We start from the raw sequence: 24,295 nt of genomic DNA on the forward strand, positions 1-24,295 counted from the left end.
CTATTTGCCCAAACAGAAACTTGCGAATATCTCATCCAGCACGGATTCGACGTCGACGCGTCCTATCATACTTTCTAGCGCCCTGACAGCGGTCCTAAGCTCCTCTGCTGCAATCTCCGCCCGATCCATCCCGTAAAGCATCTCTCGGTCGCAGCCTGCCAACGCGCCAGACGCCCGATGCAGTGCAATTCTATGCCGTTCTCTTATCGCCAAACCCGCACCTGATGCGCGATGTTCCAAAACCGCATGCACCTTTGCCAGCAGGTCCGGAACCCCTTGACCCGTCAAGCCAGACAGACCGGAGCCTGTTTGATCGGCTTTCCCCCGTACAACGATATCATCCTGCAGAACCTTCAACGGAAGTACAGCATCAGCGCTTTCCACCAAAAAAACGCGCAGATCGGCAATTTCTGCACGCCTCAACGCTCGGTCAATACCGATGGATTCAACTTCATCATCCGTGTCACGCAACCCAGCAGTATCAAGAAACGTCACGGGCAAGCCGCGTAAATCCATCCTAACTTCGATGATGTCCCGCGTTGTCCCCGCCACAGAAGACGTAATCGCCGCCTCACGGCCTGCTAAAGTATTCAACAGCGTGGACTTGCCAATATTCGGAGGACCAACAATCGCGACTTCAAACCCGTCACGGATCCGCTCCGCAGCAGTAACACCTTCAGCCATTTGATCTAGTTCACTCCGAACGCCGGAGGTAAGCGCGCGAACCTCAGGCGAAACATCCACCGGAACATCTTCGTCGGCGAAGTCTATAGTCGCCTCAAGAAGCGCTGCGGCGCGTATCAAATCGCGGCGCCAGCCTTCAGCTTTCTCACCCAAGGCGCCGCTGAAAACCCGAACCGCCTGCCGACGTTGCGCCTCGGTCTCTGCATCAATCAGGTCGGCTAGCCCTTCGACTTGGGCTAGATCCAGACACCCGTTTTCCAAAGCGCGGCGCGTGAATTCTCCGGGCTCGGCAAGCCTCACACCATCCATGTCGCCAAGCAGCTTCAACAAGGCAGATACGATTGCCGGACTGCCATGTACTTGAAACTCGACGACCCGCTCACCTGTGAAGCTAGCACCCTCGGCAAACCCAAGGACAAGCGATTGGTCAATTAGACCCCCGTTGCCATCCCGAAGCTCGACTAACAAAGGTTTACGGACCGGAATATCGCGACCAGTCAAGACAGCAGCTACCTCAAAGGCCAACGGCCCACTGAGGCGGACGATAGAAACACCAGCTTTACCCCGCGCCGTAGCGAGGGCGAATATCGTGTCCATATTCTTATACCTTACTGTTTTTAAACAGAAATTAGGTGTTCATTGAGTCGAAGAAGTCTGCGTTTGACTTGGTTTGCTTGAGCTTCCCAATCAGGAACTCGATCGCATCTGTTGTCCCCATAGGGTTCAGAATACGGCGCAGTACGAAAGTCTTCTGAAGATCGTTCTTATCGACCAACAGCTCTTCTTTCCGCGTACCAGACTTAAGAATATCCATCGCAGGGAAGACGCGCTTATCGGCAACTTTGCGATCCAGAACGATCTCGGAGTTACCCGTCCCTTTGAATTCCTCAAAGATCACCTCGTCCATCCGGGAGCCGGTGTCGATCAGAGCCGTAGCGATGATCGTCAGAGAGCCGCCTTCCTCGATGTTACGTGCAGCCCCGAAAAAGCGCTTAGGCCGCTGTAGCGCGTTCGCATCGACACCACCGGTCAAAACCTTACCGGATGAAGGGACCACGGTGTTAAACGCACGGCCCAAACGGGTGATGGAGTCCAAAAGGATCACAACATCACGCTTATGCTCGACCAGACGCTTGGCTTTCTCGATAACCATTTCTGCCACACCGACGTGACGGGTCGCAGGCTCATCAAAAGTGGAGCTCACAACTTCGCCCTTAACCGAGCGCTGCATATCCGTCACCTCTTCGGGACGCTCGTCAATCAGCAGGACGATCAGGTAGCATTCGGGGTGATTTTCTTCGATCGACTTGGCGATATTCTGCAACAAAACCGTTTTACCAGTCCGCGGTGGTGCCACGATCAAAGACCGTTGGCCTTTACCGATGGGTGCAACCAAATCGATGATCCGTGCAGAGCGGTCTTTCACGGTCGGGTCTTGCCGCTCCATTGTCATCCGCTCGTCAGGATAAAGCGGCGTCAGGTTGTCGAAAGATACTTTATGACGCGCTTTCTCGGGATCCTCGAAGTTGATCAGCGTCACCGATGTGATCGCGAAGTAACTTTCATTGTCACCCGGCGCGCTCATGACACCTTCAACCGTGTCCCCTGTGCGTAGCGAGTGCTTGCGGATCATATCAGGCGATACATAAATATCGTCAGGACCCGGCAGATAGTTTGCCTCTGGAGAGCGCAGAAAGCCGAAGCCGTCCTGCAAAACTTCCAGCACACCGTCGCCCGAGATTTCCCAGCCTTCTTCCGCCCGCTCCTTGAGGATCGAGAACATTATGTCCCCTTTCCGCATCGTGGAAGCGTTTTCAATTTCCAGCTCCTCAGCCATAGCCACCAGATCAGCAGGGCTATTTTTCTTGAGGTCAGCGAGATTCAGCGTGTCTTCAGACATAAGGGATCACCCAATTCAGGTGGCAGTTAAGCCAGGTCGTAAATGTATAAGTTCGGGAGTCATCACAGCCGGACGGCTGCTAGGGGTGCTGGGTAGCAACCATGACTGCATGAGTCAATGCGCGTCAAACCGGACGCGCGATCACCATGATAACAATGATGATCATAAAAACAGTCGGTAGCTCGTTCATCATCCGGTAGGTCCGGCCGGATCGCGTGTTTTGGCCATCCCTGAATTCTTTATGGCGCTGATCCAACCAGCCGTGAAACCAAGTCATTCCCAGCACGGCACCAGCTTTGATCCAAGGCCAACCCTCCGACCAATCCACGATGCCCGGTGTGAAAACCAGGGCCAGCCCGAAAATCCAAGTGCTTATCATCGCTGGATTCATGATAAGCTTGAGTAACTTCCGCTCCATTATTTGAAACAGCTTGTCTGTCTCGGACCCGACTTCAACTTTCTCCGTATGATGAACGAACAAACGTGGCAGATAGAACAACCCTGCCATCCATGCGATTACAGACATCACATGCAGACTTTTGGTCCAAGGGTAAATCTCTGCCAGAAAATCTGTCATTTTCGCCTCGCTCTAAAGAGTTCCTTCTTAAATAAATAAAGAAGAAAGAAAAGATGATGTTGTTAGTAGGTACAGTGGATAGTGTGGATCAAATACTTGTCCACGGATTGTCGATTGACAGAGAAGATTTCTTAACAGAAAACTCCGATCCAATAAAAACTTATAAATAACAATAAGTTATGAGAATTATATCTGGTGGAGAATCTGTGAGTAAATAGTGTATGGAATTGCCTTGAGTTCCCTTGCACACACCCGTGTTTAGCGTACTCCACAAGGGATAAGGGCAGGTCCAAAAAACGAACAGTGTGGGTGGAATGACTGATCCGTGCAAACGCGGTGGATAAGACTTCCTTAACGCAATAAGTATCCCTGAGGTTTCCCTCAGAGTTATCCACATGAACCGACCAATTATCCTCGCATCCAGCTCCGAAACGCGACAGACAATGCTGCGTCAGGCAGGGCTGTCCTTCACATCCAAAGTTGCGCGGATTGATGAAGATAGTATTAAAGCCTCGCTTCTTGCCGAGGACGCATCAGCCCGCGATGTTGCCGACACCTTGGCCGAGTTCAAGGCGCGCCGCGTCGCCGATCAGCACCCGGAAGCAGTCGTCATTGGCAGTGATCAGGTTCTCGAGTTTGAACGCAAAATCTTGTCGAAGCCAAAGTCTCCGGACGACGCAATCGCTCAACTCAACCAAATGTCGGGCAAACAACACAAGTTGCTATCGGCAGCCGTCATCTATCAAGATGCCAAGCCTGTCTGGCGAACTGTGGGTCAGGTCCGTTTAACCATGCGCACGCTCAACCCCGCCTATATCGAGGGCTACGTTGAACGAAATTGGGAGGAAATCCGCCACTGCGTTGGCGGGTATCAACTGGAAGCCGAGGGCGCGCGGCTTTTCGCCCGTGTGGATGGCGACTATTTCACAGTGCTCGGTCTGCCGCTATTAGAAGTACTAGGCTATCTTACCATGTCGGGAGCAATTGACGGATGACCAAAGAGACAATCCTCCTCGCGGGAGTAATTGGCCAACCGATAACGCAAAGCAAATCACCCGCGCTGCACGGGCACTGGCTGAAACGATATGGTATCAACGGGCATTACATTCCGATGGACGTCTCCAGCGTGAACTTGCCCCATGTTCTGAACAACCTGCCGAAAATGGGATTCAGAGGGGTGAACATCACGCTGCCCCACAAGGAAAGCGTTCTGGATATTGCGGATGTCATCTCTGACAGAGCTGCGCTTATCGGGGCAGCGAATACGCTTACATTCCAAAGCGATGGAAAGCTTCATGCGGACAATACCGACGGCATCGGGTTCATCTCGAACTTGAAGCAGGAAGCACCAGGATGGGATCCCAAAGCGGGTCCTGCCTTGGTTCTTGGCGCGGGTGGCGCATCGCGGGCCATCGTTGCCGCGCTTTTGCATGAAAAAGTACCGGAAATTATCCTGACCAACCGCACCCGAGCCAGAGCGGACGCGTTAAAGGCGCATTTTGGCGGAAAAATCAAAGTCGTGGACTGGACACAAGCCGCAAGCCACCTTGAAGAGGCTACCACTCTTATCAACACAACCGCCTTGGGTATGGTTGGCAAGGAAGAGCTGAAATTCAACTTGGATGCGCTGACGCCAAAAACGCTGGTGACCGACATTGTGTACAACCCGCTGATCACCCCATTCCTTGCGCGCGCCCAAGAACGTGGGTGCTTCACTGTGGACGGACTTGGAATGCTGCTTCACCAAGCCGTACCGGGGTTCGAGAGATGGTTTGGCAGGGCGCCTGAAGTGGATGAAGACCTGCGTCGCGCTGTTTTGGGATGACCACCAAGCGTTTCATTTTGGGCCTGACCGGCTCCATCGGGATGGGAAAGTCGACGACAGCCCAAATGTTCCGCGATCTTGGTGTGCCCGTCTGGGACGCAGATCAGGCAGTGGCTGAACTGTACTCGAAAGGCGGCGGTGCAGTTGAAGCGTTGCACGCGCTAAACTCAAACTTCGTTGTAGATGGTGCGGCTGACCGTCAGGAAATGAAGCAAGCTATCGCTGCAGACGCGTCTGTTCTGACAAAAATCGAAAATGTAATTCACCCACTGGTGCGTGCTCATCGAGAGAAGTTTCTTTCAAGTCACGCCAAAGACAAGCTTGTTGTCCTAGATATTCCGCTGCTGTTTGAAACCGGTGCACAGGATCAGGTTGATGCGATTCTGGTCGTTTCAGCACCAGCTCATGTGCAGCGGGAACGGGTACTTGAGCGGGGAACGATGTCGCCGGAGATGTTTGAAGCGATCCTTGCCAAACAACTCCCCGACGCGCAAAAACGCGCCCGTGCGGACCACATTATAGAAACCTTGACCCTTGAAGGTACCAAGGCTGACGTGACATCTTTGGTCGAGAACTTGAGGGCCAGACATGCGTGAAATTGTACTAGATACCGAGACCACCGGCTTTGAACCGGGAGAAGGCGACCGCATCGTCGAGATCGGCGCGGTCGAGCTTTTCAATCACATGCCAACCGGCAAGGTGTACCACCAGTATATCAACCCTGAGCGCTCCATGCCCCAAGGGGCGTTTGAGGTTCACGGGCTTGGCGATGAATTCCTGCGCGACAAACCAGTGTTTAAAAAGGTCGGTCAGGCGTTTCTGGATTTTGTTGGTGACGCTACACTGGTTATTCATAACGCAGCTTTCGACATGAAGTTTCTGAATGCGGAGCTTGGGTGGGGCGGGTTCGCGCTGCTGCCCAACAATCAGGCGCTCGATACCTTGACGATTGCGCGAAAGAAGTTCCCGGGGTCGCCTGCGTCTTTGGATGCACTGTGCCGCCGCTTTGGTATCGACAACTCGGCGCGCGAAAAGCACGGGGCGCTCCTTGATAGCGAGATTCTGGCGGAGGTGTATCTGGAGTTGATCGGTGGCCGTCAGCCCGATTTGGTGCTGTCTGCTTCAAGCGGATCAACCAGCCAGGGTGCGGCTTCAGACGCATGGCGTCCAATGCCAAGGCCGGAGCCGCTAGCGCCTCGGATTACCGAGGAAGAGCGCGCCGCCCACCAAGTCTTCGTAGACAAACTGGGCGACGCTGCTTTGTGGAAGTCGCAGACTTAAGCGTCTGCGGTTTTTGCTGCGGCCTCGGCCTGCGCACGGCGTGCCAGCTCGTTGCGATACAGCGCAAGGAAGTCGATCGTTTCCAAGTTCAATGGCGGGAAGCCGCCGTCACGGGTCACGTCGGATACGATACGACGCAAGAACGGGAACAACATGCGCGGGCACTCGATCATCAGATACGGGTGCAGCTGGTCTTCTGGCACGTTCTCAACGTGGAAGATGCCTGTATATTCCAGCTCCATCAGGAAGATCGGCTTGCCTTCGCCAGTGGTTTTGGCGGTGACTTCCAGCTTGGTGGACACTTCAAACTGGTTCTCGTCGCCGCGTTTTTTCGCGTCGAGATTTACCTGAACCTGAATGTCCGGCGTCTGGTCGCCCTCGCCCAGACCCTTTTGGGCTGCGATATTCTCAAAGGACATATCCTTGATGAACTGAGCCAGAACTTGCATGCGGGGTGGTGTTGGGGCGGCAGGTGCCGCGCCGTTTTCTTCGGCCATCTGAGGCGTCTCCTTAAAGCGAGAAATAAAGCTGCGATGTGCTTAGCAGGTCGTCACGTTCGCCTCAACTCAATGCCGTGTCCAGCCTGAAGGTGGTTGATGCGTCGGGCGAGGGGCATCGTCGTCCAATTCGGAAAAATCGCCATCAATCACATCACTGTCGGGCCGCGGCCTTTGCTCGCGGCGATAGTCTGTTTGAACGAAGCTTTGCACTTTCACCTTGCTTCTGATCCAATTGAACAATGCCAGACGAAGTGGAGGAACCAGCAAAGCAAAGCCGACAGCATCGGTGAAGAATCCGGGCGTCAGGAGCAGCAATCCGGACGCCAGAATCATGGCACCATGTGCCAGTGATTCAGTTGGATCCTGAAATTCCTGCAAGTTGGACCGAATTTGCGACATGGCCATAAGACCCTGCGCACGCACTAGAAACGTCCCCAGAATAGCAGTCAAAATCACAATCGCCAGCGTCGGCCAAAGGCCAAGCCACCCACCGACTTGGATAAACAATGCGATCTCCACAATCGGGATCGTCACGAAGAGCAAAAATAGCCACATGGCAAAAGCCTATTCCTAGTAGAGCGTTTGGTGGACTTGTGTCCCCCTAGCACCTACATAAGAGGCTGAGTTCCAATTTGCCAACTTTCCGGCACACAGAGGCGTTGAAGAGCACACAATGATCGAACTTCTTGTCTTGGCGGGCATCGCCGTCTTTCTCATTCTCAAGTTGAAATCGGTGCTCGGCACACGTGAAGGTTTTGAGAAACCTCCGCTGCCGGTACCTCCCGCGAATGGCCCTGCACAAAAGGCCCGTCAAAAGTTCGAGGTTATCGACGGCGGCGTGGATCGCGATATCACTGATCACGTTGACGAAGACAGCGACGCCGCGAAGGCTCTTGCGGAAATGAAGCGCGTTGACCCGTCCTTTGGGGTAAGTGACTTTCTTGGCGGCGCACGTGGCGCTTACGAGATGATCCTGATGGCCTTCGAGTTGGGCGAGATCGACGAAATCGCCCCGTTCCTATCCGGCGATGTTCTTGAGGCATTCGAAGAAGTGATCGAGCAGCGCCAAAAAGAAGGTCTTCTGGTTCAAGCAAACTTCGTTGGCGTCCGCGAATTGACGCTGCTTGACGCGGAATACGACAAAGACACCAAAGAAGGTGAGTTGAAGGTCAGATTTGTGGGTGAGCTTACATCTGTTGTCCGCGACTCCGCCGGCGACATTGTCGAAGGTGACCCGAATGCGATTAAGCGGGTCAAGGATGTCTGGACCTTTGCGCGCATCATGGGCAGTGACGATCCCAACTGGCAATTGGTCGCAACCGGGGAATGAGGCATGTCCGGTGGGCAGCGGCAATATTTGCGTTGGGGGCGACCATGACTCTCAACTCAGCTGACGCCGCGCCCACCTATGAAATCCTCAAATTCGAGGATTTGGACGGCTGGGAGGATGACGACCATTCCGCCGCCCTTGCTGTGTTTCAGGAAACCTGTGCCGACATAAAAGATGCCGAGTGGGCAACCCTGTGTGCATTAGCGACAAGCCAACCATCAGCGCGCACATTCTTTGAACTGTTCTTCCGCCCCGTTTTGATCAACGGAGAAGACCAAGCGCTGTTTACCGGTTATTTCGAACCGGAGCTGCGCGGTTCCCGAAGGCGCGGTGGACCATATCAATACCCGCTCCACAGCAAGCCTCCAGAAGTTCAGAACGGAAGCACATGGTTCTCGCGCCGTGAGATTGAAGAGCAAAACCTGCTGGACGGTCGAGGGCTGGAACTGGTCTGGATCGACGATCCGGTTGAAAAGTTTTTCCTGCAAGTTCAGGGATCGGGTCGCGTTAAGCTGGCCGAGGGCGGCGCGATGCGTGTGGGCTATGGTGGCAAGAATGGTCACGAATACAGGTCAATCGGTCAGGAGCTGATCCGCCGCGGTACTTATGAGCCCCATCAAGTATCGGCGCAGGTCATTCGGCGTTGGGTCCAGCGAAACCCGATTGAGGGGGCGGAGCTTCTGCGCCACAACCCGTCCTACGTGTTTTTCCGCGAAGTATCCGAGGTTCCTGCTGACAAGGGCCCGCTTGGTGCAATGAACCGCTCGATCACTCCCATGCGCTCCATCGCGGTTGATCCGAAGTTCAATACTTTGGGCGGACCGGTTTGGATAGAGAAAGGTGGCGCAAAGCCGCTGCACCGCTTGATGATCGCGCAGGATACGGGCTCTGCGATCAAAGGCGCGCAACGTGCGGATATTTACTATGGCACCGGTGATCAGGCAGGCCGCGCTGCGGGCCGCATCCGTGACCGCGGCAGGTTGGTTGCGTTGATGCCGATCCAGACTGCCTACACACTGGCCCCCGGCGGTTAACCGGATGCGACGCGGTAAACGAAAGCTAAACCCAGAGGAGCAAGAGCTTTGGGCGCGCGTCACCGAGACGGCAATTCCAATGCAGGTGCGGTCGAAGTCAAAAATCTCGAACCAACCATTGAAAACCAAAGTTGCCGATCCCGTGTCGCCACGTCCCATCAAGTCATTCAAGCTTGGAGAGCGTGCAACCAGTAAGACGTCCAAACACAATCTGGCGCCAAGTCTGGACCAGCATTTGGCGAAGGCTCCCGTGGCGATGGACAAGAAAGCGTTCACGCGATTGAAGCAAGGCAAGCTAAGCCCCGAGGCGCGACTGGACTTGCATGGCATGACCCTTGATCAGGCACATCCGCGTCTTAACCGATTTATTCTCGATGCTCATGCGCAGGGTAAACGGTTGGTTCTGGTTATCACGGGCAAAGGAAAAAGCCGCGATGACGGGGGGCCGATCCCCACACGGTTGGGCGTTTTGCGTCATCAGGTTCCGAATTGGTTCCAACAATACCCGCTGAAACCCCATATTTTACAGGTAACACAAGCAAGCCTGAAGCATGGCGGTTCAGGTGCGTATTACGTCTACCTCAGGCGTACGCGGTAAATGAGATCGCGCCTTTTTCAGGCCGGTCATTGCGAATGCAGTTGCCGCGATCATGTATAGGGCGACCCAAACCATCTGCCGCGTGTAATCAATCCCGAAGTCGATAATCAGGCCGGTTAATCCCGGCCCGATGGCGGAGCCAAACACCATGATAGCGGTGGCCATTGCCTTAATGCTTCCCAAGTACCGAGTTCCGAAAAACTCGGCCCAGAACGCTGCGGGAAGGGTCGCCTGCATGCCGGACGTCATGGCGAAAAACGCAATGCCAAGGGCGCCTCCGACCAGTGATGTGCTTTGTGAGAATACCAGAAACCCTACAGCCAAGGGCAGCGTGTAAACCGACATCATCCGGCCGGTGCCAAATCTGTCGATCGCAAAGCCTGACACGATCATCGCGCAGATCGACATGCCTGTGTAAACGGGAAAGAGTTGGACAAGCTCGAGATGGCTCCACCCTTTTACGTCTGCCAAATGGACTTGAAGAAAGAAGAACGCAGTTCCGAAGGCGGGCGGGCCAATCAATACAGGCACAACCATCCAGAACAGTGGTGATCGCAATACTTCAAGCCGCGTCCAGTGATGCCCTCCCATACCCGATACATGATCATCAGATGACGACGATTGGGGCGTGCGTTCTTGCTTTAATAGCAGAAATACCAAGGGCGAGATGACGACAAGCGCGCCACAAGCGATAAGCCATGAGCTGCGCCAACCTATCAACCCCATCAGGGCTACGAACAGGATTGGCAGTAATGCCTCCCCGATCGAGAACCCAAAGCTTGCAACAGCGAGTGCCCGGCCCCTTGCAGCCACAAACCATCGCGCCATTGCCGTGCTTGCCACGTGGCTGGACATTCCTTGCCCCATCAAGCGCAGCATAAAGATAAGCGCGACGAGCATTGGCACTGATGAAACGAAGGCCATCGAGGCGCAGGCAAGTGCCAGGACAATAAGAACTGTTGGTCCCAGAACACGCACCCTTAGCAAGTCCGTCAGGACGCCGGCCCAGACCATCACAGCGGCGGAGCACAGCGTGCCCAACATATAGATGCCGCCCCACGCCGCATATGTCAGCCCGAACTCTGCGCGAATTTCGCCTGCGAAAATCGAAAGGAAAAAAGTTTGCCCGAACGATGATGCGAATGTGAGGAGCAGTCCCGCGCTAAGCCAATGGGCGTTGCTGCGAATAAATCGAAGGGTATCCACTACCGGCTCGCCACCGGTGATAGGATTAACGCTGTGGCGTTCTGAACGGTCAAAACTGACCCCGGCAATAGGCCGATGCGCGCGCCGTCGCGGGAAAGAGCGTTTTCCAAGTCTGGTATCTGACCTAGCAGCTTTAGCAACGCTGGTGATTTGGCCGCCGGAAAGTGGTTAGTTCCACCTTCGCTATACGCAGTCACGTCAACATATGTGATGTCATATTCAGCAATTTCGCTCACATCTTCGAGCCGCCCAAGTCGGTTCTTCTGACCAGTTAGCTGTTCGATCAAACGTAGCGCGCGGTCTTTCTTGGACGAGAAGATGATGAATGGGTCAGGCAGCTCCCCGATGGCATCGGCTTGCGACTTGAAGACATCCAGATCAAGGTCTGGAGACATGAGAACAACGCCACCAATCCTGTTGAGCGCACGCGTGTTACCCGAAACACTAAGTTCCCGCAGAGTTTCCATTGTGACCATTGAGCCAAGGGAATGCGCAACGAGGATGACTTCGCGGGCGTTTGATCTGGTTGCAACCTCAATCAAACGACGCAATCCGTCGCGGGCGAACAGCGCGCTATCACGGTCATAAGCATAATTCAGGGGGTTCCCAGCAGAAGGCCATGAATAAGTTATCGCGACACCGGGCAGGCCAAGATCGTGGCTCATCTGTGCGATACGATACAGGCCGTCGCTGAACCGGTTGTTGAACCCATGGATATAGATGATCACAGCGCGATCTTTCGCGTTCTTGGTCGCGAGCTCCTTGTTCAACGCTGCCCGCATTCCGGTGCTGTTTTCAAAAGCCTCGGTGCTTGCCAACAGGAAGTGCTTCTGTGGGTCAGGTTTCGCATTTGGCCACTCGATCTGCCCCGCCTTGTGAACCGGCGGTATGGAGACATCCACGAGACCGTAGATTGATTTGCGCGAGCGAAGCGTTCCGAACGGAAGACGATCTGTTTGGCGCGTTGTGGCAAAAAAGATCGGACGCTCCACCGCGGGTGTTAAACCGGCAGGAATACGGGCAAGCCCTCCTTTGTGCGTGCACGCTGTCAGCAAAATAACAGCGAAAAGGAGGAGGGCTTTGGCTTTCATATTGTCACAGCACGTATTTGCTGAGGTCCGCTGATCTGCTCAGCTCGCCCAGATGTGTTTCGACAAAATCGGCATCGACCACGACGTTCTCGCCAGCGCGATCAGGTGCGGTGAAGCTTAGATCCTCGAAGACACGTTCCATAACGGTGTAAAGCCTGCGGGCGCCGATATTTTCAACGGATTGGTTCACCTCGGCGGCGATCCGCGCCAAAGCCGCGATCCCATTGTCTGTGAAGGATACCTTCACCTCTTCGGTGCCCATCAATGCTGTGTACTGAAGCGTCAGCGCATTATCGGTTTCGGTCAGGATGCGTACAAAATCTTCTTCCGTCAGGGCGCGGAGTTCGACCCGAATAGGAAGACGTCCTTGCAACTCTGGCAGCAAATCCGAAGGCTTGGCGATGTGGAATGCACCAGACGCGATGAAGAGAACGTGGTCGGTTTTTACCGGACCATGTTTGGTCGACACTGTCGTACCTTCAATAAGTGGCAGCAAATCACGCTGAACGCCTTCGCGGCTGACATCTGCCCCGCGCGCATCGGCACGCGCACAGACCTTGTCGATCTCGTCAAGGAAAACGATCCCGTTTTGCTCTACCGCTTCGATGGCGTTTTCTGTCACGGCCTCCTGATCAAGCAGTTTGTCAGCTTCATCGGCAACAAGCACTTCATAGGATTCAGACACCTTCAGTTTGCGCTTGGTGGTTTTGCCACCCATGGCTTTGCCGAACAGGTCTCCGAGGTTCATCATGCCGGGGCCACCACCCATGCCGGGCTGGCCGGGGACTTCAAACATCTGGAATGGGTTGCCGCCGCTATTGTCGGCGATGTCCAACTCGATCTCTTTATCATCAAGCAGCCCGTCGCGTAGTTTCTTGCGAAACATTTCACGTGTGCCTTCGCGGGCGTCAGTTCCGGCAAGGGCATCAATAACGCGTTCTTCTGCAGCTTCATGTGCGGCCGCTTTGACATCTTCACGCATCTGTTCGCGGGTCATGATTATCGCAGCGTCAACCAAGTCGCGCACAATCTGCTCCACATCGCGGCCAACATAACCGACTTCGGTGAATTTAGTCGCTTCGACCTTCAAGAACGGTGCGCGGGCAAGCTTGGCCAAACGGCGCGAAATTTCGGTTTTACCTACGCCGGTGGGGCCGATCATCAGGATATTCTTCGGGTATACTTCGTCACGAAGATCGTCAGCCAGTTGCTTGCGCCGCCAACGGTTTCGTAAAGCCACTGCAACGGCTCTTTTGGCGTCTTTTTGCCCGATAATGAATCGATCCAGCTCGGATACGATTTCGCGGGGGGTTAGGTCGGTCACGGCGACATCCTTCTAGTTTGAGATTGTTTTAGACCTATGGTTCCTCACCCGCAACTTGAAGGGTTGCCTCACAGGTGTTGACGTTTGCGTGTGAGGGCTTCCGATTTACAGAATTCCGTCGAATACTCGAACCCAAGAGTTCAACCAAAGGAGCATCCCATGATCTCTCGTCGAGCTATTTTACGCGGCGCGGTCACCGTTTCGACTGTTGCAGCCCTTCCGGCATTTGCGGGCGGCCACGGCCGTATCGGCAAGTTTAAAGGCGCAAGCAATCACAAGACCACGGGTCGCGCCGAGCTTGTTAAGTCTGGTTCCGGAGGTTCTGTGGAGCTGATGGGCGACTTCACTTTTGACGGCGCCCCCGACCCTAAAGTCGCTTTGGGCAAGAATGGGTACGATCCAAAAACTTTGATGGGTCCCCTAAAGTCGAACAACGGCGCTTCCACATACAAGATTCCTGCGGGAATCAACCCCGATGACTACAACGAGGTCTGGATCTGGTGCGAAAAGTTCAACGTGCCGCTGGGCGTTGCCAAGCTGTAATCACTCGGACACCGCTAGACCGTCCTCATAGGGTGGCAGGCGGTGTTTGCCCGGAAAGTCGGGCAGTAGACCAAGCAGCCAAGCGCGGGTTTGCGTCCAGAACGCACCCAGCGAGGTTACGAAAAGGCCAAGCACAAGCATGGTCAGAACGGGTGCCCAATCGGCGCCCGTTTCATTGATTGCCGAGGCCAACAACAGCCCCATATACACCAATCCAGCGGTCAGAAAGCTGCGCCGGTCAATGATGATCGCCAACAGCGTGAATAGCGCTAGAACAACAATTGCGAGGGTCGTGCCAACAGTGCCGCCGGCTTGATAATTCGACATCACCAGTGTGTTTACCAAGGCAGGGGCTGCGAGGATATGTAGCCAAAAGGCAGATGCCGATTTGCGGCTAACCCTATGGGGGTCCTGTAGGTCAAACCATAGCGCGCCAACAAAGGCGAAAACGCCAAACACGAGCGTCCCAAGGGCAAGATATGGCTGGCGTCGCAGATCGAAATAGTCGGTTAGACCCGCATCGTTCGATGCACTGCCCGGAAACATTAAGTCAACAGCGCCGACGATCGTGATGATGCCAAACACGCCAAGTGCGAACATGGCGAAAGGCAATCGGAACACGCGAAAATAGCCCAGCATGCCTGCTATGCCGACCACGCCAAGGATTACCGTTTTCAAGGGCGTCATATCCCCGTATTTACCAATGATTGCCGCTACGACCGTTAGTGCGAGGGTCGAGGCAAACGCGATACAAAGCGCAATTGATGGCAACGACATGCGGCGCTTCTTGGTGAAGTAGAAGGCCAGCGCAACAGAAATCACCATTGCGAATGCGGGTATCAAGGCCACCTCGCCGAAGATTGCTGTCAGGCCGATCAATCCGGACATCAGCAAGCCAAGGCCAACCGTCACGAAAATCTCGGCAAAGCCCTTGAACAGCTCGAACGGCTCATCATCGCCAATCATGTTGGCGCGGTAGCCTTGCCGCTGGTCTGACAAAATCATCAGTTTGCTGGCTTGGACCTCGTCCAAAACACCGGACGCGACCGCGGCGCGAAGATCGTCGCGCGAAACACCCTCACTCATCGATTGTCTCGACGGTTAAATTGCCGTTTGTGTAAACGCAAATGTCCGCTGCGATCTTCATTGCGTCCCGCGCAATGGTCTCAGCGTCTTTGTCGGTGTCCATCATGGCACGACCTGCCGCGAGCGCGAAATTCCCGCCAGAGCCGATGGCTGTGACATCGTGTTCCGGTTCCAGCACGTCCCCTGCGCCAGTGATGACGAACAGGTCTTTACCGTCAGTGACGATCAGCATGGCTTCCAGATTCTTCAGGTATTTGTCGGTGCGCCAGTCCTTGGCCAATTCAACCGCAGCGCGCGCCAGTTGGCCGGGCACGGCCTCCAGCTTGCTTTCGAGCCGTTCAAGCAAAGTGAACGCATCAGCGGTAGATCCCGCAAAACCGGCAACGACATCCATCCCCCCCGGAGACAGGCGGCGGACCTTGCGCGCGGTGCCTTTCATCACGGTTTGGCCGACAGAAACCTGCCCATCCCCCGCGATAACCACTTTACCGCCCTTGCGGACGCCAATGATGGTGGTGCCGTGCCAGCCGGGAAATTTGTCGTCAGACATGCCGCTCTCCTTAGTTCTTTGAGGACATATAGTCATGGATGGGAGTGAGCGCAAAGAGGTGTCAGAAACCCTTCAGAATTGATTTCTTGCATTCGGGTGGCACCGTTTCCCCGCAATTTTGCCTAAAAGTTCAGGTAAATTAGAATCGTCTAGATCATAAATTATAAAGAGCAGAGCAGTGCCCGACTTATTACTGGGCGGTATTGCGATTAACGAGGTCCTCGTTGACCCCAATGGCGCAAACAACTTTGACACGGATGGAAACGGCGTCGCACGTGGCGGCGACGAATTTCTTGAGCTTATAAACACCTCGGGCAGCGCAATAGACATTTCAGGCCTCGAGCTTTGGGACGCTGGCCGCGACAACTGGTTTACCTTCCCCCCTGGCACTGTTTTGGAATCGGGGGCGGTAGCTGTCGTCGTGCGCAATGTCCAAAGTGGAGGCAGTCTTCCCAGTGTGACTGGCGACAATCTGGCGTTTGACGCCAATTATAGCAGCAACGTGTTCAACAACGGCGGCGACAATCTGGTTGTCTATGACCCTGCGAATGACGAATTCATTCAAGCCACATTCAACGGCGATGCCTTGGATGATCCAACAACAGGCTCTAACTATACTGGATTTTCGAGTACAGCCACACGTGTTGGCTCGGGCGAAAACTTCGGAAATGATCAAGACGGGTTCTCGATTCAGCGCGGCGGGGCAAGTTTCACCAACAATTCTACTCCAACGCCCGGTTCGCAAAATGTGTGCTTTGCTTCCGGAGCCGTTCTGGAAACACCGCAAGGATTTACCAGTATCGAGCGGTTGCGCGTGGGTGACTTTGTGAACACCCGCGACGATGGTTTCCAGCCGATCCGTTGGATATTCGCGCGGCGCGTTAGCGCCTGGGATCTTCTGGCTGATGACAATCTTGCACCTATCTCCATCAACGCGAAGGCTGTCGGGCTCGCCACCGGACAAAGCCCACTTCGCGTGTCGCGTCAACACCGGCTTCTTGTCACCGGCAAGATTGCGCAGCGCATGTTTGGCCACAACGAGCTTCTCGTCCCCGCGAAAGACTTGTTGGGCTGTGCTGGTGTTTCGATTGATACCTCGAAGACGGCCTTCTTTTACTTCCACCTGCTTCTGGACGGCCACCACGTTCTGAACGCCAATGGCGTGGCCGCAGAAAGCTTGTATCTTGGGCCTGAGTCGCTTGAAGCGGTTTCAAGCACTGCGCGTGAAGAGTTGGCGATCCTTTTTCCGGAGGGGCTTGCCAAAGTCATGATGGTGCAACCATGTCCTGTGAGGCCATTACAGTCCGGTGCGCGGGTGCGGCATATGATTGACCGATATGTAAAAAACGAAAAAGCGCCCCTTTGCGCATTTTAGAATGGTTCAAATATAAAAAAGGCCCCGTGCATTTCTGCGCGGAGCCTTTTCGAATTTATGAACTGCGAGCTTATTCTAGCGAACGCTCAACTTCTTCACGCGTGAAGATTTCGATAACGTCCTGTGGGCGAATATCGTCATAAGCTTCAAACGCCATGCCGCATTCCTGGCCCGACTGAACTTCAGGCACTTCGTCTTTGAAGCGCTTGAGGGTCTTCAGCGTGCCTTCGTGGATCACGACGTTGTCGCGTAGCAGTCGAACACCGGCGGAGCGGCGAGCCACACCCTCGGTAACGATACACCCTGCAACTTTGCCAACACCGGTGACCTTGAAGACTTCCTTGATCTCGGCGTAACCGATGAAAGTTTCTTTGACTTCGGCGGACAAAAGCCCGGATGCGGCTTGCTTTACATCGTCCACAAGGTCGTAGATGACCGAGTAGTAGCGAATTTCGACACCCTTCTGATTGGCGGTGTTCCGCGCGGACGCATTGGCCCGCACGTTGAAGCCAAACACGGGCGCACCGGAGGCTTCCGCCAGACCGATGTCGCTTTCTGTGATGGCACCTACACCGGAGTGAAGAACGCGAACGCGCACCTCGTCGTTACCGATTTTCTCCATCGCTTGAACGATTGCCTCTGCAGAACCTTGCACGTCGGCTTTCACCAGAATTGGCATCTCGGTCAGGTTTTCGTCGTCCTTGGCTTTGGCCATCAGCTGCTCAAGGGTCGTTGCGGCACCAGCGGTGGCGCGTTTGTCCTTGGCGGCTTTCTCGCGGTATTCTGCGATTTCACGGGCCTGCGCTTCGGTATCAACGACGTTCAGAACGTCGCCGGCTTCGGGTGTGCCGTTCAGGCCTAGAACCTCTACGGGAACCGAAGGACCGGCTTCCTTGATGCGATCGCCTTGGTCGTTGATCAGCGCCCGGACTTTACCGTACTGCTCGCCCACAACGAAAATGTCGCCTTGGCGCAACGTGCCGTTTTGAACCAGCACGGTGGCGACAGGGCCGCGACCCACGTCAAGCTGCGCCTCGATCACAGCGCCAGAAGCGGCGCGATCAGGGTTGGCTTTCAATTCCAGGATCTCCGACTGAAGCGCGATGGCTTCAAGCAAGGTATCAAGGCCTTGCCCGGTGGTTGCAGAGACTTCGACGTCTTGGACGTCGCCGGACATTTTCTCAACGATCACTTCGTGCTGAAGCAGGTCGGTGCGAACTTTGTCAGGGTTGGCATCGTGCTTGTCGACTTTGTTGATCGCTACGATCATCGGAACGCCAGCCGCTTTCGCGTGGTGGATCGCCTCGATGGTTTGCGGCATGACTGCGTCATCAGCAGCGACAACCAGCACAACAATGTCCGTTACCTGAGCACCACGAGCACGCATCGACGTAAACGCCGCGTGACCCGGTGTATCAAGGAACGTAAGCTTCGTGCCATCTTGGTCGACTTGGTAAGCGCCGATGTGCTGCGTGATGCCGCCAGCTTCGCCAGCGGTGACGCGAGCGTTGCGGATAGCGTCAAGCAGGGACGTTTTACCATGGTCAACGTGGCCCATAATCGTGATCACAGGCGCACGTGATTTAAGGTCTTTGTCGTCGTCAGCCACTTCCGTGATGACATCTTCCACGTCAGAATCAGAAACGCGAACCACGTTGTGGCCAAATTCCTCAATGATCAATTCAGCCGTATCGGCGTCGATTGACTGGGTCTGAGTCGCCATGATGCCGTTGTTCATCAAGGCTTTCACAACGTCAGCGACGCGCTCTGCCATGCGATTGGCCAGCTCCGAAACTACGATGGCTTCTGGAAGCTTAACGTCACGAACAACCTTTTCGCGCTCAACAGATCCACCCATCGCCTTTTGACGTGCGCGCTCTTGTTTACGCTTCATCGCGGCCATGGATTTGTGACGGCCTTCGCCACCACGTAGGGCTTGGTTCAGCGTTAGCTTGCCGGAACGGCGCGCGTCATCGACACGGGCTTTGCCACCTTTGCTTTCGCGATCGTCACGGTCACGACGTACCGCAGGTGTCGGCGCTGCTTTGCCACCACCGCGTGGACCGGACGGAGACACAGCGGGCTCGCCCGGCGCGGCGGCCGCAGGGGCAGGTGCTTCTGCACGTGTTTTAGCTTCCTCGGCTTCGCGAATTTTGCGCGCTTCTTCATCGGCCTTGGCCTTGAGGGCGTCTTCGCGTTCTTTTTCTTCACGCTCTTTTTCTTCAGCCTCGGCGCGGCGGCGTTCGCGGCGCTCTTGCTGTTCGGCCTCTTCGGCGGCGCGGCGTTCGATGTCGGCTGCTTCTTGCTCTTTAGCAGCCTGAAGCGCCTTCATGCGGCGATCCATTTCTGCATCGGAAATACCAGCAGGACGTTTGGAAGGATCACCAACAGAGGGCGATCCTGTAATTGAAGGCTTAGCGCCACCGGGTTTAGGCACCACTACGCGCTTGCGCTTGGTTTCCACCACCACGTTCTTGGTGCGCCCGTGGCTGAAGCTTTGCTTCACGTTACCGGGACGTGCGCCACCTTTAAGGCCAAGGGGTTTTTTACCGTCACTATCGCTCATGCGTCGTCTTTTCCTTTCGGGCGGGATTTCTTTCCGCCGCTATGTCCGCGGACACCTTTCAGCCTGATGCCCTCAGCTTTTATCTGTCTGCTGAGTCCACCTGCCGTTAAGGCGCCATGTATCACACTTTCCCGACCGAAAGCCAAACCCAATTCCTGAGAGGTCAAACAGCCAATAAATACGTCTTTTCCGGGCGGCGAATGGAGCTTTGATTTGCCCCGTTCGGACCCGTCACTTGCCTGCACCAACAGCGTCGCACGCTCGTTCTCCAGCAGGCTTTTTACCTTCTCGTAACCGGTGACTGCCTGCCCCGCCTTACGCGCGAGCGAGATCAGATCAACCAGTCTGCGTGCCAGCAGTTTGTCGGTCTGTTCGAACAGACCATCCGGCACAGTTACCTGCTCCTTGGCGGAGCGCGAGAACGCCTTCGTTTTGATCGCCTTTTCCAAGGCGTCTTTGTCGGCGCTTACCCAGATGCCACGACCCGGCAACTTGTTACGCACGTCGGGTACGGCCTGACCTTCCGGTCCGACCACAAAACGGATCATCAACGCAGGATCGCGCAACTCTCCCGTAGCGATGCAGCGTCGCTCCGGGCCGTTTTGTTCTTTTTCCTGACCGCCGCGGCTCATGCCGGGATCCCTGAGGCCTGAGATCAGGCCTCAGCCTCCGCAGTTTCTTCTTCGGCGCCGTCTTCGGCTTCCTCCTCAGACACCAGATCGGCAGGATCGACCCAGCCAAGTTGGATACGGGCCGTCATGACCATGTTCTGAGCTTCTTCCAACGACACGTCGAAGGGCTCCAGAACACCGTCATCTTTCGACCGCTCGCCGTTAACAGTCGTCCAGCCACCGGCCAGTTCCCAGTCAGCGCAGGTTGCGAAATCCTCCAGCGTTTTAACATCGTCTTTCGCAAGTGCTTCCACCATTTGGGGTGTCAGACCTTCGAATTCAATAAGGCTGTCCTGCGCGCCAAGTTCACGTGCGGTTTCCAAGGATTTCTTGGCAGCAGCTTCCAGATAGTCACGGGCGCGAGCCTGCAACTCGGACGCTGTGTCACCATCGACGCCGTCGATAACCAGCAGCTCGTCCACTTCGACGTAAGCCACTTCTTCCAGCGAGGTGAAGCCTTCGGAGACCAGCAGTTGTGCGAAGAATTCGTCGAGGTCCAGCGTTTCCATGAACAGCTTGGTGCGAACTTCGAACTCAGCCTGACGACGTGCGGATTCCTCTTCCTCGGTCATGATGTCGATGTCGAGGCCGGTCAACTGCGACGCAAGACGCACGTTCTGGCCGCGACGGCCAATCGCCAGCGACAGCTGCTCTTCGGGAACCACAACTTCGATACGTTCGGCTTCTTCGTCCAGAACCACTTTGGAGACTTCAGCGGGCTGAAGCGCGTTCACCAAGAAGGTCGGCTGGTCTTCATTCCACGGGATAATGTCGATCTTTTCGCCCTGAAGCTCGTTCACGACAGCTTGAACGCGGGAGCCGCGCATACCAACACAGGCACCAACGGGGTCGATGGAACTATCATGCGAAATGACAGCGATTTTGGCGCGCGAACCGGGGTCACGGGCAACCGCTTTGATCTCGATGATGCCATCATAGATTTCTGGCACTTCCATTTTGAACAGTTCGGCCATGAATTGCGGGTCGGTCCGCGACAGGAAGATTTGCGGACCGCGCACTTCGCGACGCACATCTTTGATGTAAACGCGGATGCGGTCGTTCGGGCGGTAGCTTTCGCGGCCGATTTTTTCGTTGCGGCGCAGAATGGCTTCGCCACGGCCGATGTCGACGATGACGTTGCCGTATTCTTCGCGTTTGACCTGACCGTTGATGATCGTGCCGGCGCGATCCTTGAACTCTTCGTACTGACGGTCGCGTTCTGCTTCGCGCACCTTCTGCAATATAACCTGCTTGGCGGATTGCGCGGCGATGCGGCCCATTTCAACCGGCGGTACTTCGTCTACGATTGTGTCGCCGATTTTCGGGTCGTCCAGATAATCTTTGGCGTCCTCGACATTCAACTCGGCGCGGTCGTTCTCGATCTCGTCATCTGCCACAACCGTGCGTACACGGGTGAAAGTTGCTTTACCGGTCTTACGGTCGATGGAAACGCGGATGTCCAACTCTGCGCCATAGCGAGACTTGGCGGCGCGGGCGAGGGATTCTTCCATCGCTTCGACAACCAGTTCCGGGTCGATCATCTTCTCGCGGGCCACGGCTTCTGCGGTTTGCAGCAGCTCAAGTTGGTTGGCTGAAGTAATTGCCATTAGTCGTCTCCTTCGCCATCGACGATCTGTTGAACTTCGTCGAATTGGGTTTCGTCAATTTCGCCCGCGTCTTTGCGGTTTTTAAGAACATCGCGGATCAGCTCGTCGGTCAGAACAAGCTTCGCATCAGTGAGCCATTCGAATTTCAGGCCGATTGTGCCCTCTTCGATGGTGATCAGAACTTCATCACCCTCAACGCCAGCCAATTGCCCTTTAAAGCGGCGACGGCCGTCGATGAGTTCTTCGGTTTCAATCTTTGCCTCGTACCCGTCCCACATCTCGAAATCCTTCAAGCGGGTCAGGGGGCGGTCGATGCCGGGGCTCGACACCTCTAGGCTATATTCGCCAGAGATCGGATCTTCGACATCGAAAATCGCAGACAAGGCGGTAGAAATCTTAGCACAGTCATCGACTTCAATGCCGCCTTCGGGCTTCTCAGCCATAACTTGCACGATATCGGCTTTGCCTGTGAGCAGGCGCATCCGCACGAGTTCATAGCCCAGACCCTCAATAACGGGTTGGGCGATCTCGGCCAGACGGCGGTCGATGGCGGCTTTGGCAATCAGATCAGACATAGTTTCCTTAGAGGCACAAAAAAACGGGCGCGCGGCCCGTTGATGTTTCCCGGTGGAGCGCTGGGGGTGGAGACCAGCGCGCCGCTGTTGAGGGGGATATAGGGGAAGGCGGGTGAGTCTGCAAGTTTTGTTTCTGAGTATTCCGGCAAGGGCCGCAAACCTGTCCAAAATCTGCCCTATTCCGAAATTAACCATTGCTGCAGTCAATTCGGAAGGAGAACGAAAATGGACTTTAGCAGCCTTGGCGTAGTCGCCACTGTTGGCGGCGGCGCATTTCTGTGCGGCGTGGCCGTCATGTATGTGGTGATGAACCGCACTTGGAAAAAACGGGATGCGGAGCGCTCTGAACGCGCTGCCACCGCAGCCTAACCAAAAAAAACGCCCCGCCAAATGGACGGGGCGTTTTTCTAATTTTAGGTAGGGTCGCTTATGCGAACCACCAGCGCTCCATGAAGCGAGAGCTGTCCATCTGGAACACGTTACCCGTGGTGCCGGAATTGGTCAGCTTGGACGAGTGCGCGTCAACGTAGTTGGCATACATTGGAACTACGGTTCCGCCCTCTTTGGACATCAAGCTCTGCATTTCAGTATACTGCTCTCTACGCTTAGCGCTATCGAGCTCTGCACGAGCCGCCAGAAGCAGTTCTTGGAAGCGTGCATTTTCCCAACCAGTGTCGTTCCAAGGGACACCAGCTTCATACGCAGACGAGAACATCCAGTCCTCGGTTGCACGTCCAGACCAGTAGCAGGCGCACCAGGATTTCTTCAACCAAACGTTGGACCAGTAGCCATCATCAGGTTCCTGAACCACGTTGATGTTAATGCCACCCGACTTGGCGGAAGCCTGATACAATTGCGCCGCATCGACTGCACCCGGGAAGGCAGCGTTTGCCGCCGAGAGGTCTACGCTCAAACTGTCTAATCCAGCCTCTTTTAGGTAGAACTTGGATTTGTCTGGATCATAGGAGTTCTGCTCCAGATCAGCGGCGTAATACTGGTTTGCTGGGCCAATTGGGTGATCATTGGCAACTTGGCCGTGACCCTGCAAGATTTTATTGACCAACTCTTCACGGTTGATGCCGTGTTTTAGCGCCTTGCGCACATTCATGTTGTCGAACGGCGCGTTGGCAGTCAGCATCGGGAACGTGAAGTGCTGGTTGCCAGTTACTTCCATGATGGTGACCATTGGGTTGGCCTTGAGTAGTGCTTCGGTCTTCACGTCCACACGGTTCACGGCGTCGACCTGACCGGTCATCAACGCGTTCATGCGGGCAGAGGAGTCGTTGATTGCGATGACCTCGACCTCGTCAAAGTGACCGGCGTTATCGCCCTTGTAGTGGTTGGGGAAACGCTTGCCGACAAAGCGAACACCTGGGTCAAAAGTTTCGACCTGATACAATCCCGTACCGATGCCTTTTGCGATTGCTTCATCCACTTGGCCTGCGGGGAACATCAAGATGTGATAATCTGACAACAAGAATGGGAAGTCGGCATTGCCGGCTTCCAGAGTCATCTGGATTTCGTGATCGTTGATCTTCTTCATCTCGGTGATGGCAGAAATGATCGGCTTAGCAGCGGATTTCGCGCCTTCGGCGGTGTGCATTCCCAGCGACTCGATCACATCGTCAGCGCCAAAGGCCTTGCCGTTATGGAAGGTTACGCCTTGGCGCAGTTTGAACGTCCAAGTTTTTGCGTCGGCGGAAGCCTCCCAGCTTTCGGCCAATTCACCCTTGAGTTGGCCATCAGCACCGATTTCGGTCAGGCAATCAAACACGGCGCCGTGGGCACACATGATCATATAGCTGTCAGAGTGGGTACGACCATCCCAGCTGTCAGAAGTGTTTGCGCCAGCGATGCCGAGGCGAAGTCTTCCACCCTTTTTGGCTTGTGCACGAAGCGGCAGGCCAGTGGCGGATAGAACGCCAGCAGCTACACCTGTCTTAAGCAGGCTACGTCTTGAAATTTGTGACAT

The 24,295-nt window shown here is 55.1% G+C and carries 25 protein-coding genes; 10 read left to right on the plus strand and 15 right to left on the minus strand.

Features of this window, described 5'->3' with window-relative positions; all coding sequences use genetic code 11:
- The 3 genes from mnmE to hemJ all read right to left on the minus strand — a co-directional run bounded on the left by mnmE (position 1) and on the right by hemJ (position 3,161).
- Positions 1 to 1,281, minus strand: coding sequence for a tRNA uridine-5-carboxymethylaminomethyl(34) synthesis GTPase MnmE (mnmE, locus tag BUB72_RS13480; protein WP_073144679.1), 1,281 nt, complete (start codon positions 1,279 to 1,281; stop codon positions 1 to 3).
- A gap of 31 nt (positions 1,282 to 1,312) precedes the next feature.
- Positions 1,313 to 2,584: a transcription termination factor Rho gene (gene rho / locus BUB72_RS13485; protein ID WP_073144681.1), complete on the minus strand. Its 1,272-nt coding sequence runs from the start codon at positions 2,582 to 2,584 to the stop codon at positions 1,313 to 1,315.
- Between the two features lie 124 nt (positions 2,585 to 2,708).
- Positions 2,709 to 3,161, minus strand: coding sequence for a protoporphyrinogen oxidase HemJ (gene hemJ / locus BUB72_RS13490; protein ID WP_073144683.1), 453 nt, complete (start codon positions 3,159 to 3,161; stop codon positions 2,709 to 2,711).
- A gap of 395 nt (positions 3,162 to 3,556) precedes the next feature.
- Between hemJ and BUB72_RS13495 the strand changes: the two genes are divergently transcribed.
- From BUB72_RS13495 to dnaQ, 4 genes are read left to right on the plus strand one after another with little or no spacing between them, the layout of a single operon-like run.
- On the plus strand, positions 3,557 to 4,156 hold the full coding sequence (locus BUB72_RS13495) for a Maf family protein (protein ID WP_073144685.1): 600 nt from the start codon (positions 3,557 to 3,559) through the stop codon (positions 4,154 to 4,156).
- Positions 4,153 to 4,986, plus strand: a complete 834-nt coding sequence (locus BUB72_RS13500; protein WP_073144688.1) for a shikimate dehydrogenase — start codon at positions 4,153 to 4,155, stop codon at positions 4,984 to 4,986. The genes BUB72_RS13495 and BUB72_RS13500 overlap by 4 nt, the downstream gene beginning before the upstream one ends.
- The gene (coaE, locus tag BUB72_RS13505; protein WP_073144690.1) at positions 4,983 to 5,582 is read left to right on the plus strand and encodes a dephospho-CoA kinase; all 600 of its coding nucleotides are present in this window, start codon (positions 4,983 to 4,985) and stop codon (positions 5,580 to 5,582) included. The genes BUB72_RS13500 and coaE overlap by 4 nt, the downstream gene beginning before the upstream one ends.
- Complete coding sequence (gene dnaQ / locus BUB72_RS13510; RefSeq protein ID WP_073144692.1) at positions 5,575 to 6,267, plus strand: DNA polymerase III subunit epsilon; 693 nt, start codon at positions 5,575 to 5,577, stop codon at positions 6,265 to 6,267. Before coaE ends, dnaQ begins: the two co-directional genes overlap by 8 nt.
- On the opposite strand, the gene secB is transcribed toward dnaQ, so the two are convergent.
- Together secB and BUB72_RS13520 are read right to left on the minus strand one after the other, a co-directional pair.
- A complete protein-coding gene (gene secB, locus BUB72_RS13515) occupies positions 6,264 to 6,764 on the minus strand; it encodes a protein-export chaperone SecB (protein ID WP_073144694.1) in 501 nt (166 codons plus the stop codon). The two genes, dnaQ and secB, sit on opposite strands and share 4 nt — an antisense overlap.
- Positions 6,765 to 6,833: 69 nt before the next feature.
- Positions 6,834 to 7,322, minus strand: coding sequence for an FxsA family protein (locus tag BUB72_RS13520; protein WP_073144696.1), 489 nt, complete (start codon positions 7,320 to 7,322; stop codon positions 6,834 to 6,836).
- A gap of 118 nt (positions 7,323 to 7,440) precedes the next feature.
- Between BUB72_RS13520 and BUB72_RS13525 the strand changes: the two genes are divergently transcribed.
- From BUB72_RS13525 to BUB72_RS13535, 3 genes are read left to right on the plus strand one after another with little or no spacing between them, the layout of a single operon-like run.
- Complete coding sequence (locus BUB72_RS13525; protein ID WP_073144699.1) at positions 7,441 to 8,097, plus strand: Tim44/TimA family putative adaptor protein; 657 nt, start codon at positions 7,441 to 7,443, stop codon at positions 8,095 to 8,097.
- A gap of 44 nt (positions 8,098 to 8,141) precedes the next feature.
- A complete protein-coding gene (mltA, locus tag BUB72_RS13530) occupies positions 8,142 to 9,131 on the plus strand; it encodes a murein transglycosylase A (RefSeq protein WP_245814854.1) in 990 nt (329 codons plus the stop codon).
- Positions 9,132 to 9,135: 4 nt separating this feature from the next.
- Complete coding sequence (locus BUB72_RS13535; RefSeq protein ID WP_073144703.1) at positions 9,136 to 9,729, plus strand: Smr/MutS family protein; 594 nt, start codon at positions 9,136 to 9,138, stop codon at positions 9,727 to 9,729.
- Here the strand turns inward: BUB72_RS13535 and BUB72_RS13540 are convergent.
- From BUB72_RS13540 to hslU, 3 genes are all read right to left on the minus strand, one after another.
- On the minus strand, positions 9,691 to 10,935 hold the full coding sequence (locus BUB72_RS13540; RefSeq protein ID WP_073144705.1) for an MFS transporter: 1,245 nt from the start codon (positions 10,933 to 10,935) through the stop codon (positions 9,691 to 9,693). The genes BUB72_RS13535 and BUB72_RS13540 overlap by 39 nt on opposite strands.
- A complete protein-coding gene (locus BUB72_RS13545) occupies positions 10,935 to 11,927 on the minus strand; it encodes an alpha/beta hydrolase (RefSeq protein ID WP_175549165.1) in 993 nt (330 codons plus the stop codon). The genes BUB72_RS13540 and BUB72_RS13545 overlap by 1 nt, the downstream gene beginning before the upstream one ends.
- A gap of 103 nt (positions 11,928 to 12,030) precedes the next feature.
- Entirely contained in the window at positions 12,031 to 13,350 is a 1,320-nt protein-coding gene (gene hslU / locus BUB72_RS13550) for an ATP-dependent protease ATPase subunit HslU (RefSeq protein WP_073144709.1), read from the minus strand.
- A 159-nt stretch (positions 13,351 to 13,509) separates the two neighbouring features.
- Here hslU and BUB72_RS13555 point away from each other — a divergent pair, with 159 nt between their 5' ends.
- Positions 13,510 to 13,893, plus strand: a complete 384-nt coding sequence (locus tag BUB72_RS13555) for a DM13 domain-containing protein (RefSeq protein WP_073144711.1) — start codon at positions 13,510 to 13,512, stop codon at positions 13,891 to 13,893.
- Here the strand turns inward: BUB72_RS13555 and BUB72_RS13560 are convergent, their stop codons facing one another.
- The gene (locus BUB72_RS13560) at positions 13,894 to 14,979 is read right to left on the minus strand and encodes a hypothetical protein (RefSeq protein ID WP_073144713.1); all 1,086 of its coding nucleotides are present in this window, start codon (positions 14,977 to 14,979) and stop codon (positions 13,894 to 13,896) included.
- Positions 14,972 to 15,529: an ATP-dependent protease subunit HslV gene (gene hslV, locus BUB72_RS13565; protein ID WP_073144715.1), complete on the minus strand. Its 558-nt coding sequence runs from the start codon at positions 15,527 to 15,529 to the stop codon at positions 14,972 to 14,974. Before hslV ends, BUB72_RS13560 begins: the two co-directional genes overlap by 8 nt.
- A 178-nt stretch (positions 15,530 to 15,707) precedes the next feature.
- On the opposite strand from hslV, the gene BUB72_RS13570 reads away from it, so the two are divergent.
- Positions 15,708 to 16,904 carry a Hint domain-containing protein gene (locus tag BUB72_RS13570; RefSeq protein ID WP_073144717.1) on the plus strand — a complete coding sequence of 399 codons (1,197 nt, stop codon included), beginning with the start codon at positions 15,708 to 15,710 and terminating at the stop codon, positions 16,902 to 16,904.
- 70 nt (positions 16,905 to 16,974) lie between these two features.
- Here BUB72_RS13570 and infB read toward each other — a convergent pair whose 3' ends face one another.
- Genes infB through rimP form a run of 4 tightly spaced genes read right to left on the minus strand, consistent with a single transcriptional unit; the run spans position 16,975 to position 22,323 of the window.
- Positions 16,975 to 19,470, minus strand: coding sequence for a translation initiation factor IF-2 (infB, locus tag BUB72_RS13575; protein ID WP_073144719.1), 2,496 nt, complete (start codon positions 19,468 to 19,470; stop codon positions 16,975 to 16,977).
- Positions 19,467 to 20,102, minus strand: a complete 636-nt coding sequence (locus BUB72_RS13580; protein WP_073144721.1) for an RNA-binding protein — start codon at positions 20,100 to 20,102, stop codon at positions 19,467 to 19,469. The genes infB and BUB72_RS13580 overlap by 4 nt, the downstream gene beginning before the upstream one ends.
- Before the next feature lie 23 nt (positions 20,103 to 20,125).
- Positions 20,126 to 21,748, minus strand: a complete 1,623-nt coding sequence (gene nusA / locus BUB72_RS13585; protein ID WP_073144724.1) for a transcription termination factor NusA — start codon at positions 21,746 to 21,748, stop codon at positions 20,126 to 20,128.
- Complete coding sequence (rimP, locus tag BUB72_RS13590; protein WP_073144726.1) at positions 21,748 to 22,323, minus strand: ribosome maturation factor RimP; 576 nt, start codon at positions 22,321 to 22,323, stop codon at positions 21,748 to 21,750. The genes nusA and rimP overlap by 1 nt, the downstream gene beginning before the upstream one ends.
- Positions 22,324 to 22,548: 225 nt before the next feature.
- Here rimP and BUB72_RS18865 point away from each other — a divergent pair, with 225 nt between their 5' ends.
- Positions 22,549 to 22,692 carry a hypothetical protein gene (locus BUB72_RS18865; protein WP_175549166.1) on the plus strand — a complete coding sequence of 48 codons (144 nt, stop codon included), beginning with the start codon at positions 22,549 to 22,551 and terminating at the stop codon, positions 22,690 to 22,692.
- Positions 22,693 to 22,750: 58 nt separating this feature from the next.
- Here BUB72_RS18865 and BUB72_RS13595 read toward each other — a convergent pair whose 3' ends face one another.
- Positions 22,751 to 24,295, minus strand: coding sequence for an ABC transporter substrate-binding protein (locus BUB72_RS13595; RefSeq protein WP_073144728.1), 1,545 nt, complete (start codon positions 24,293 to 24,295; stop codon positions 22,751 to 22,753).

It is taken from the genome of Litoreibacter ascidiaceicola, assembly GCF_900129235.1.
GTDB lineage: Bacteria > Pseudomonadota > Alphaproteobacteria > Rhodobacterales > Rhodobacteraceae > Litoreibacter > Litoreibacter ascidiaceicola.

What these genes read in the sequence shown, in the direction of transcription:
- rho (WP_073144681.1), bottom strand. Translation starts at nt 2,584, where the DNA reads ATGTCTGAAGACACGCTGAATCTCGCTGACCTCAAGAAAAATAGCCCT.
- mnmE (WP_073144679.1), bottom strand. Translation starts at nt 1,281, where the DNA reads ATGGACACGATATTCGCCCTCGCTACGGCGCGGGGTAAAGCTGGTGTT.
- coaE (WP_073144690.1), top strand. Translation starts at nt 4,983, where the DNA reads ATGACCACCAAGCGTTTCATTTTGGGCCTGACCGGCTCCATCGGGATG.
- BUB72_RS13595 (WP_073144728.1), bottom strand. Translation starts at nt 24,295, where the DNA reads ATGTCACAAATTTCAAGACGTAGCCTGCTTAAGACAGGTGTAGCTGCT.
- BUB72_RS13580 (WP_073144721.1), bottom strand. Translation starts at nt 20,102, where the DNA reads ATGAGCCGCGGCGGTCAGGAAAAAGAACAAAACGGCCCGGAGCGACGC.
- BUB72_RS13555 (WP_073144711.1), top strand. Translation starts at nt 13,510, where the DNA reads ATGATCTCTCGTCGAGCTATTTTACGCGGCGCGGTCACCGTTTCGACT.
- BUB72_RS13500 (WP_073144688.1), top strand. Translation starts at nt 4,153, where the DNA reads ATGACCAAAGAGACAATCCTCCTCGCGGGAGTAATTGGCCAACCGATA.
- hslV (WP_073144715.1), bottom strand. Translation starts at nt 15,529, where the DNA reads ATGTCTGACGACAAATTTCCCGGCTGGCACGGCACCACCATCATTGGC.
- BUB72_RS13560 (WP_073144713.1), bottom strand. Translation starts at nt 14,979, where the DNA reads ATGAGTGAGGGTGTTTCGCGCGACGATCTTCGCGCCGCGGTCGCGTCC.
- secB (WP_073144694.1), bottom strand. Translation starts at nt 6,764, where the DNA reads ATGGCCGAAGAAAACGGCGCGGCACCTGCCGCCCCAACACCACCCCGC.
- mltA (WP_245814854.1), top strand. Translation starts at nt 8,142, where the DNA reads ATGACTCTCAACTCAGCTGACGCCGCGCCCACCTATGAAATCCTCAAA.
- rimP (WP_073144726.1), bottom strand. Translation starts at nt 22,323, where the DNA reads ATGTCTGATCTGATTGCCAAAGCCGCCATCGACCGCCGTCTGGCCGAG.
- BUB72_RS13495 (WP_073144685.1), top strand. Translation starts at nt 3,557, where the DNA reads ATGAACCGACCAATTATCCTCGCATCCAGCTCCGAAACGCGACAGACA.
- nusA (WP_073144724.1), bottom strand. Translation starts at nt 21,748, where the DNA reads ATGGCAATTACTTCAGCCAACCAACTTGAGCTGCTGCAAACCGCAGAA.
- BUB72_RS18865 (WP_175549166.1), top strand. Translation starts at nt 22,549, where the DNA reads ATGGACTTTAGCAGCCTTGGCGTAGTCGCCACTGTTGGCGGCGGCGCA.
- BUB72_RS13525 (WP_073144699.1), top strand. Translation starts at nt 7,441, where the DNA reads ATGATCGAACTTCTTGTCTTGGCGGGCATCGCCGTCTTTCTCATTCTC.
- BUB72_RS13520 (WP_073144696.1), bottom strand. Translation starts at nt 7,322, where the DNA reads ATGTGGCTATTTTTGCTCTTCGTGACGATCCCGATTGTGGAGATCGCA.
- infB (WP_073144719.1), bottom strand. Translation starts at nt 19,470, where the DNA reads ATGAGCGATAGTGACGGTAAAAAACCCCTTGGCCTTAAAGGTGGCGCA.
- BUB72_RS13535 (WP_073144703.1), top strand. Translation starts at nt 9,136, where the DNA reads ATGCGACGCGGTAAACGAAAGCTAAACCCAGAGGAGCAAGAGCTTTGG.
- hemJ (WP_073144683.1), bottom strand. Translation starts at nt 3,161, where the DNA reads ATGACAGATTTTCTGGCAGAGATTTACCCTTGGACCAAAAGTCTGCAT.
- dnaQ (WP_073144692.1), top strand. Translation starts at nt 5,575, where the DNA reads ATGCGTGAAATTGTACTAGATACCGAGACCACCGGCTTTGAACCGGGA.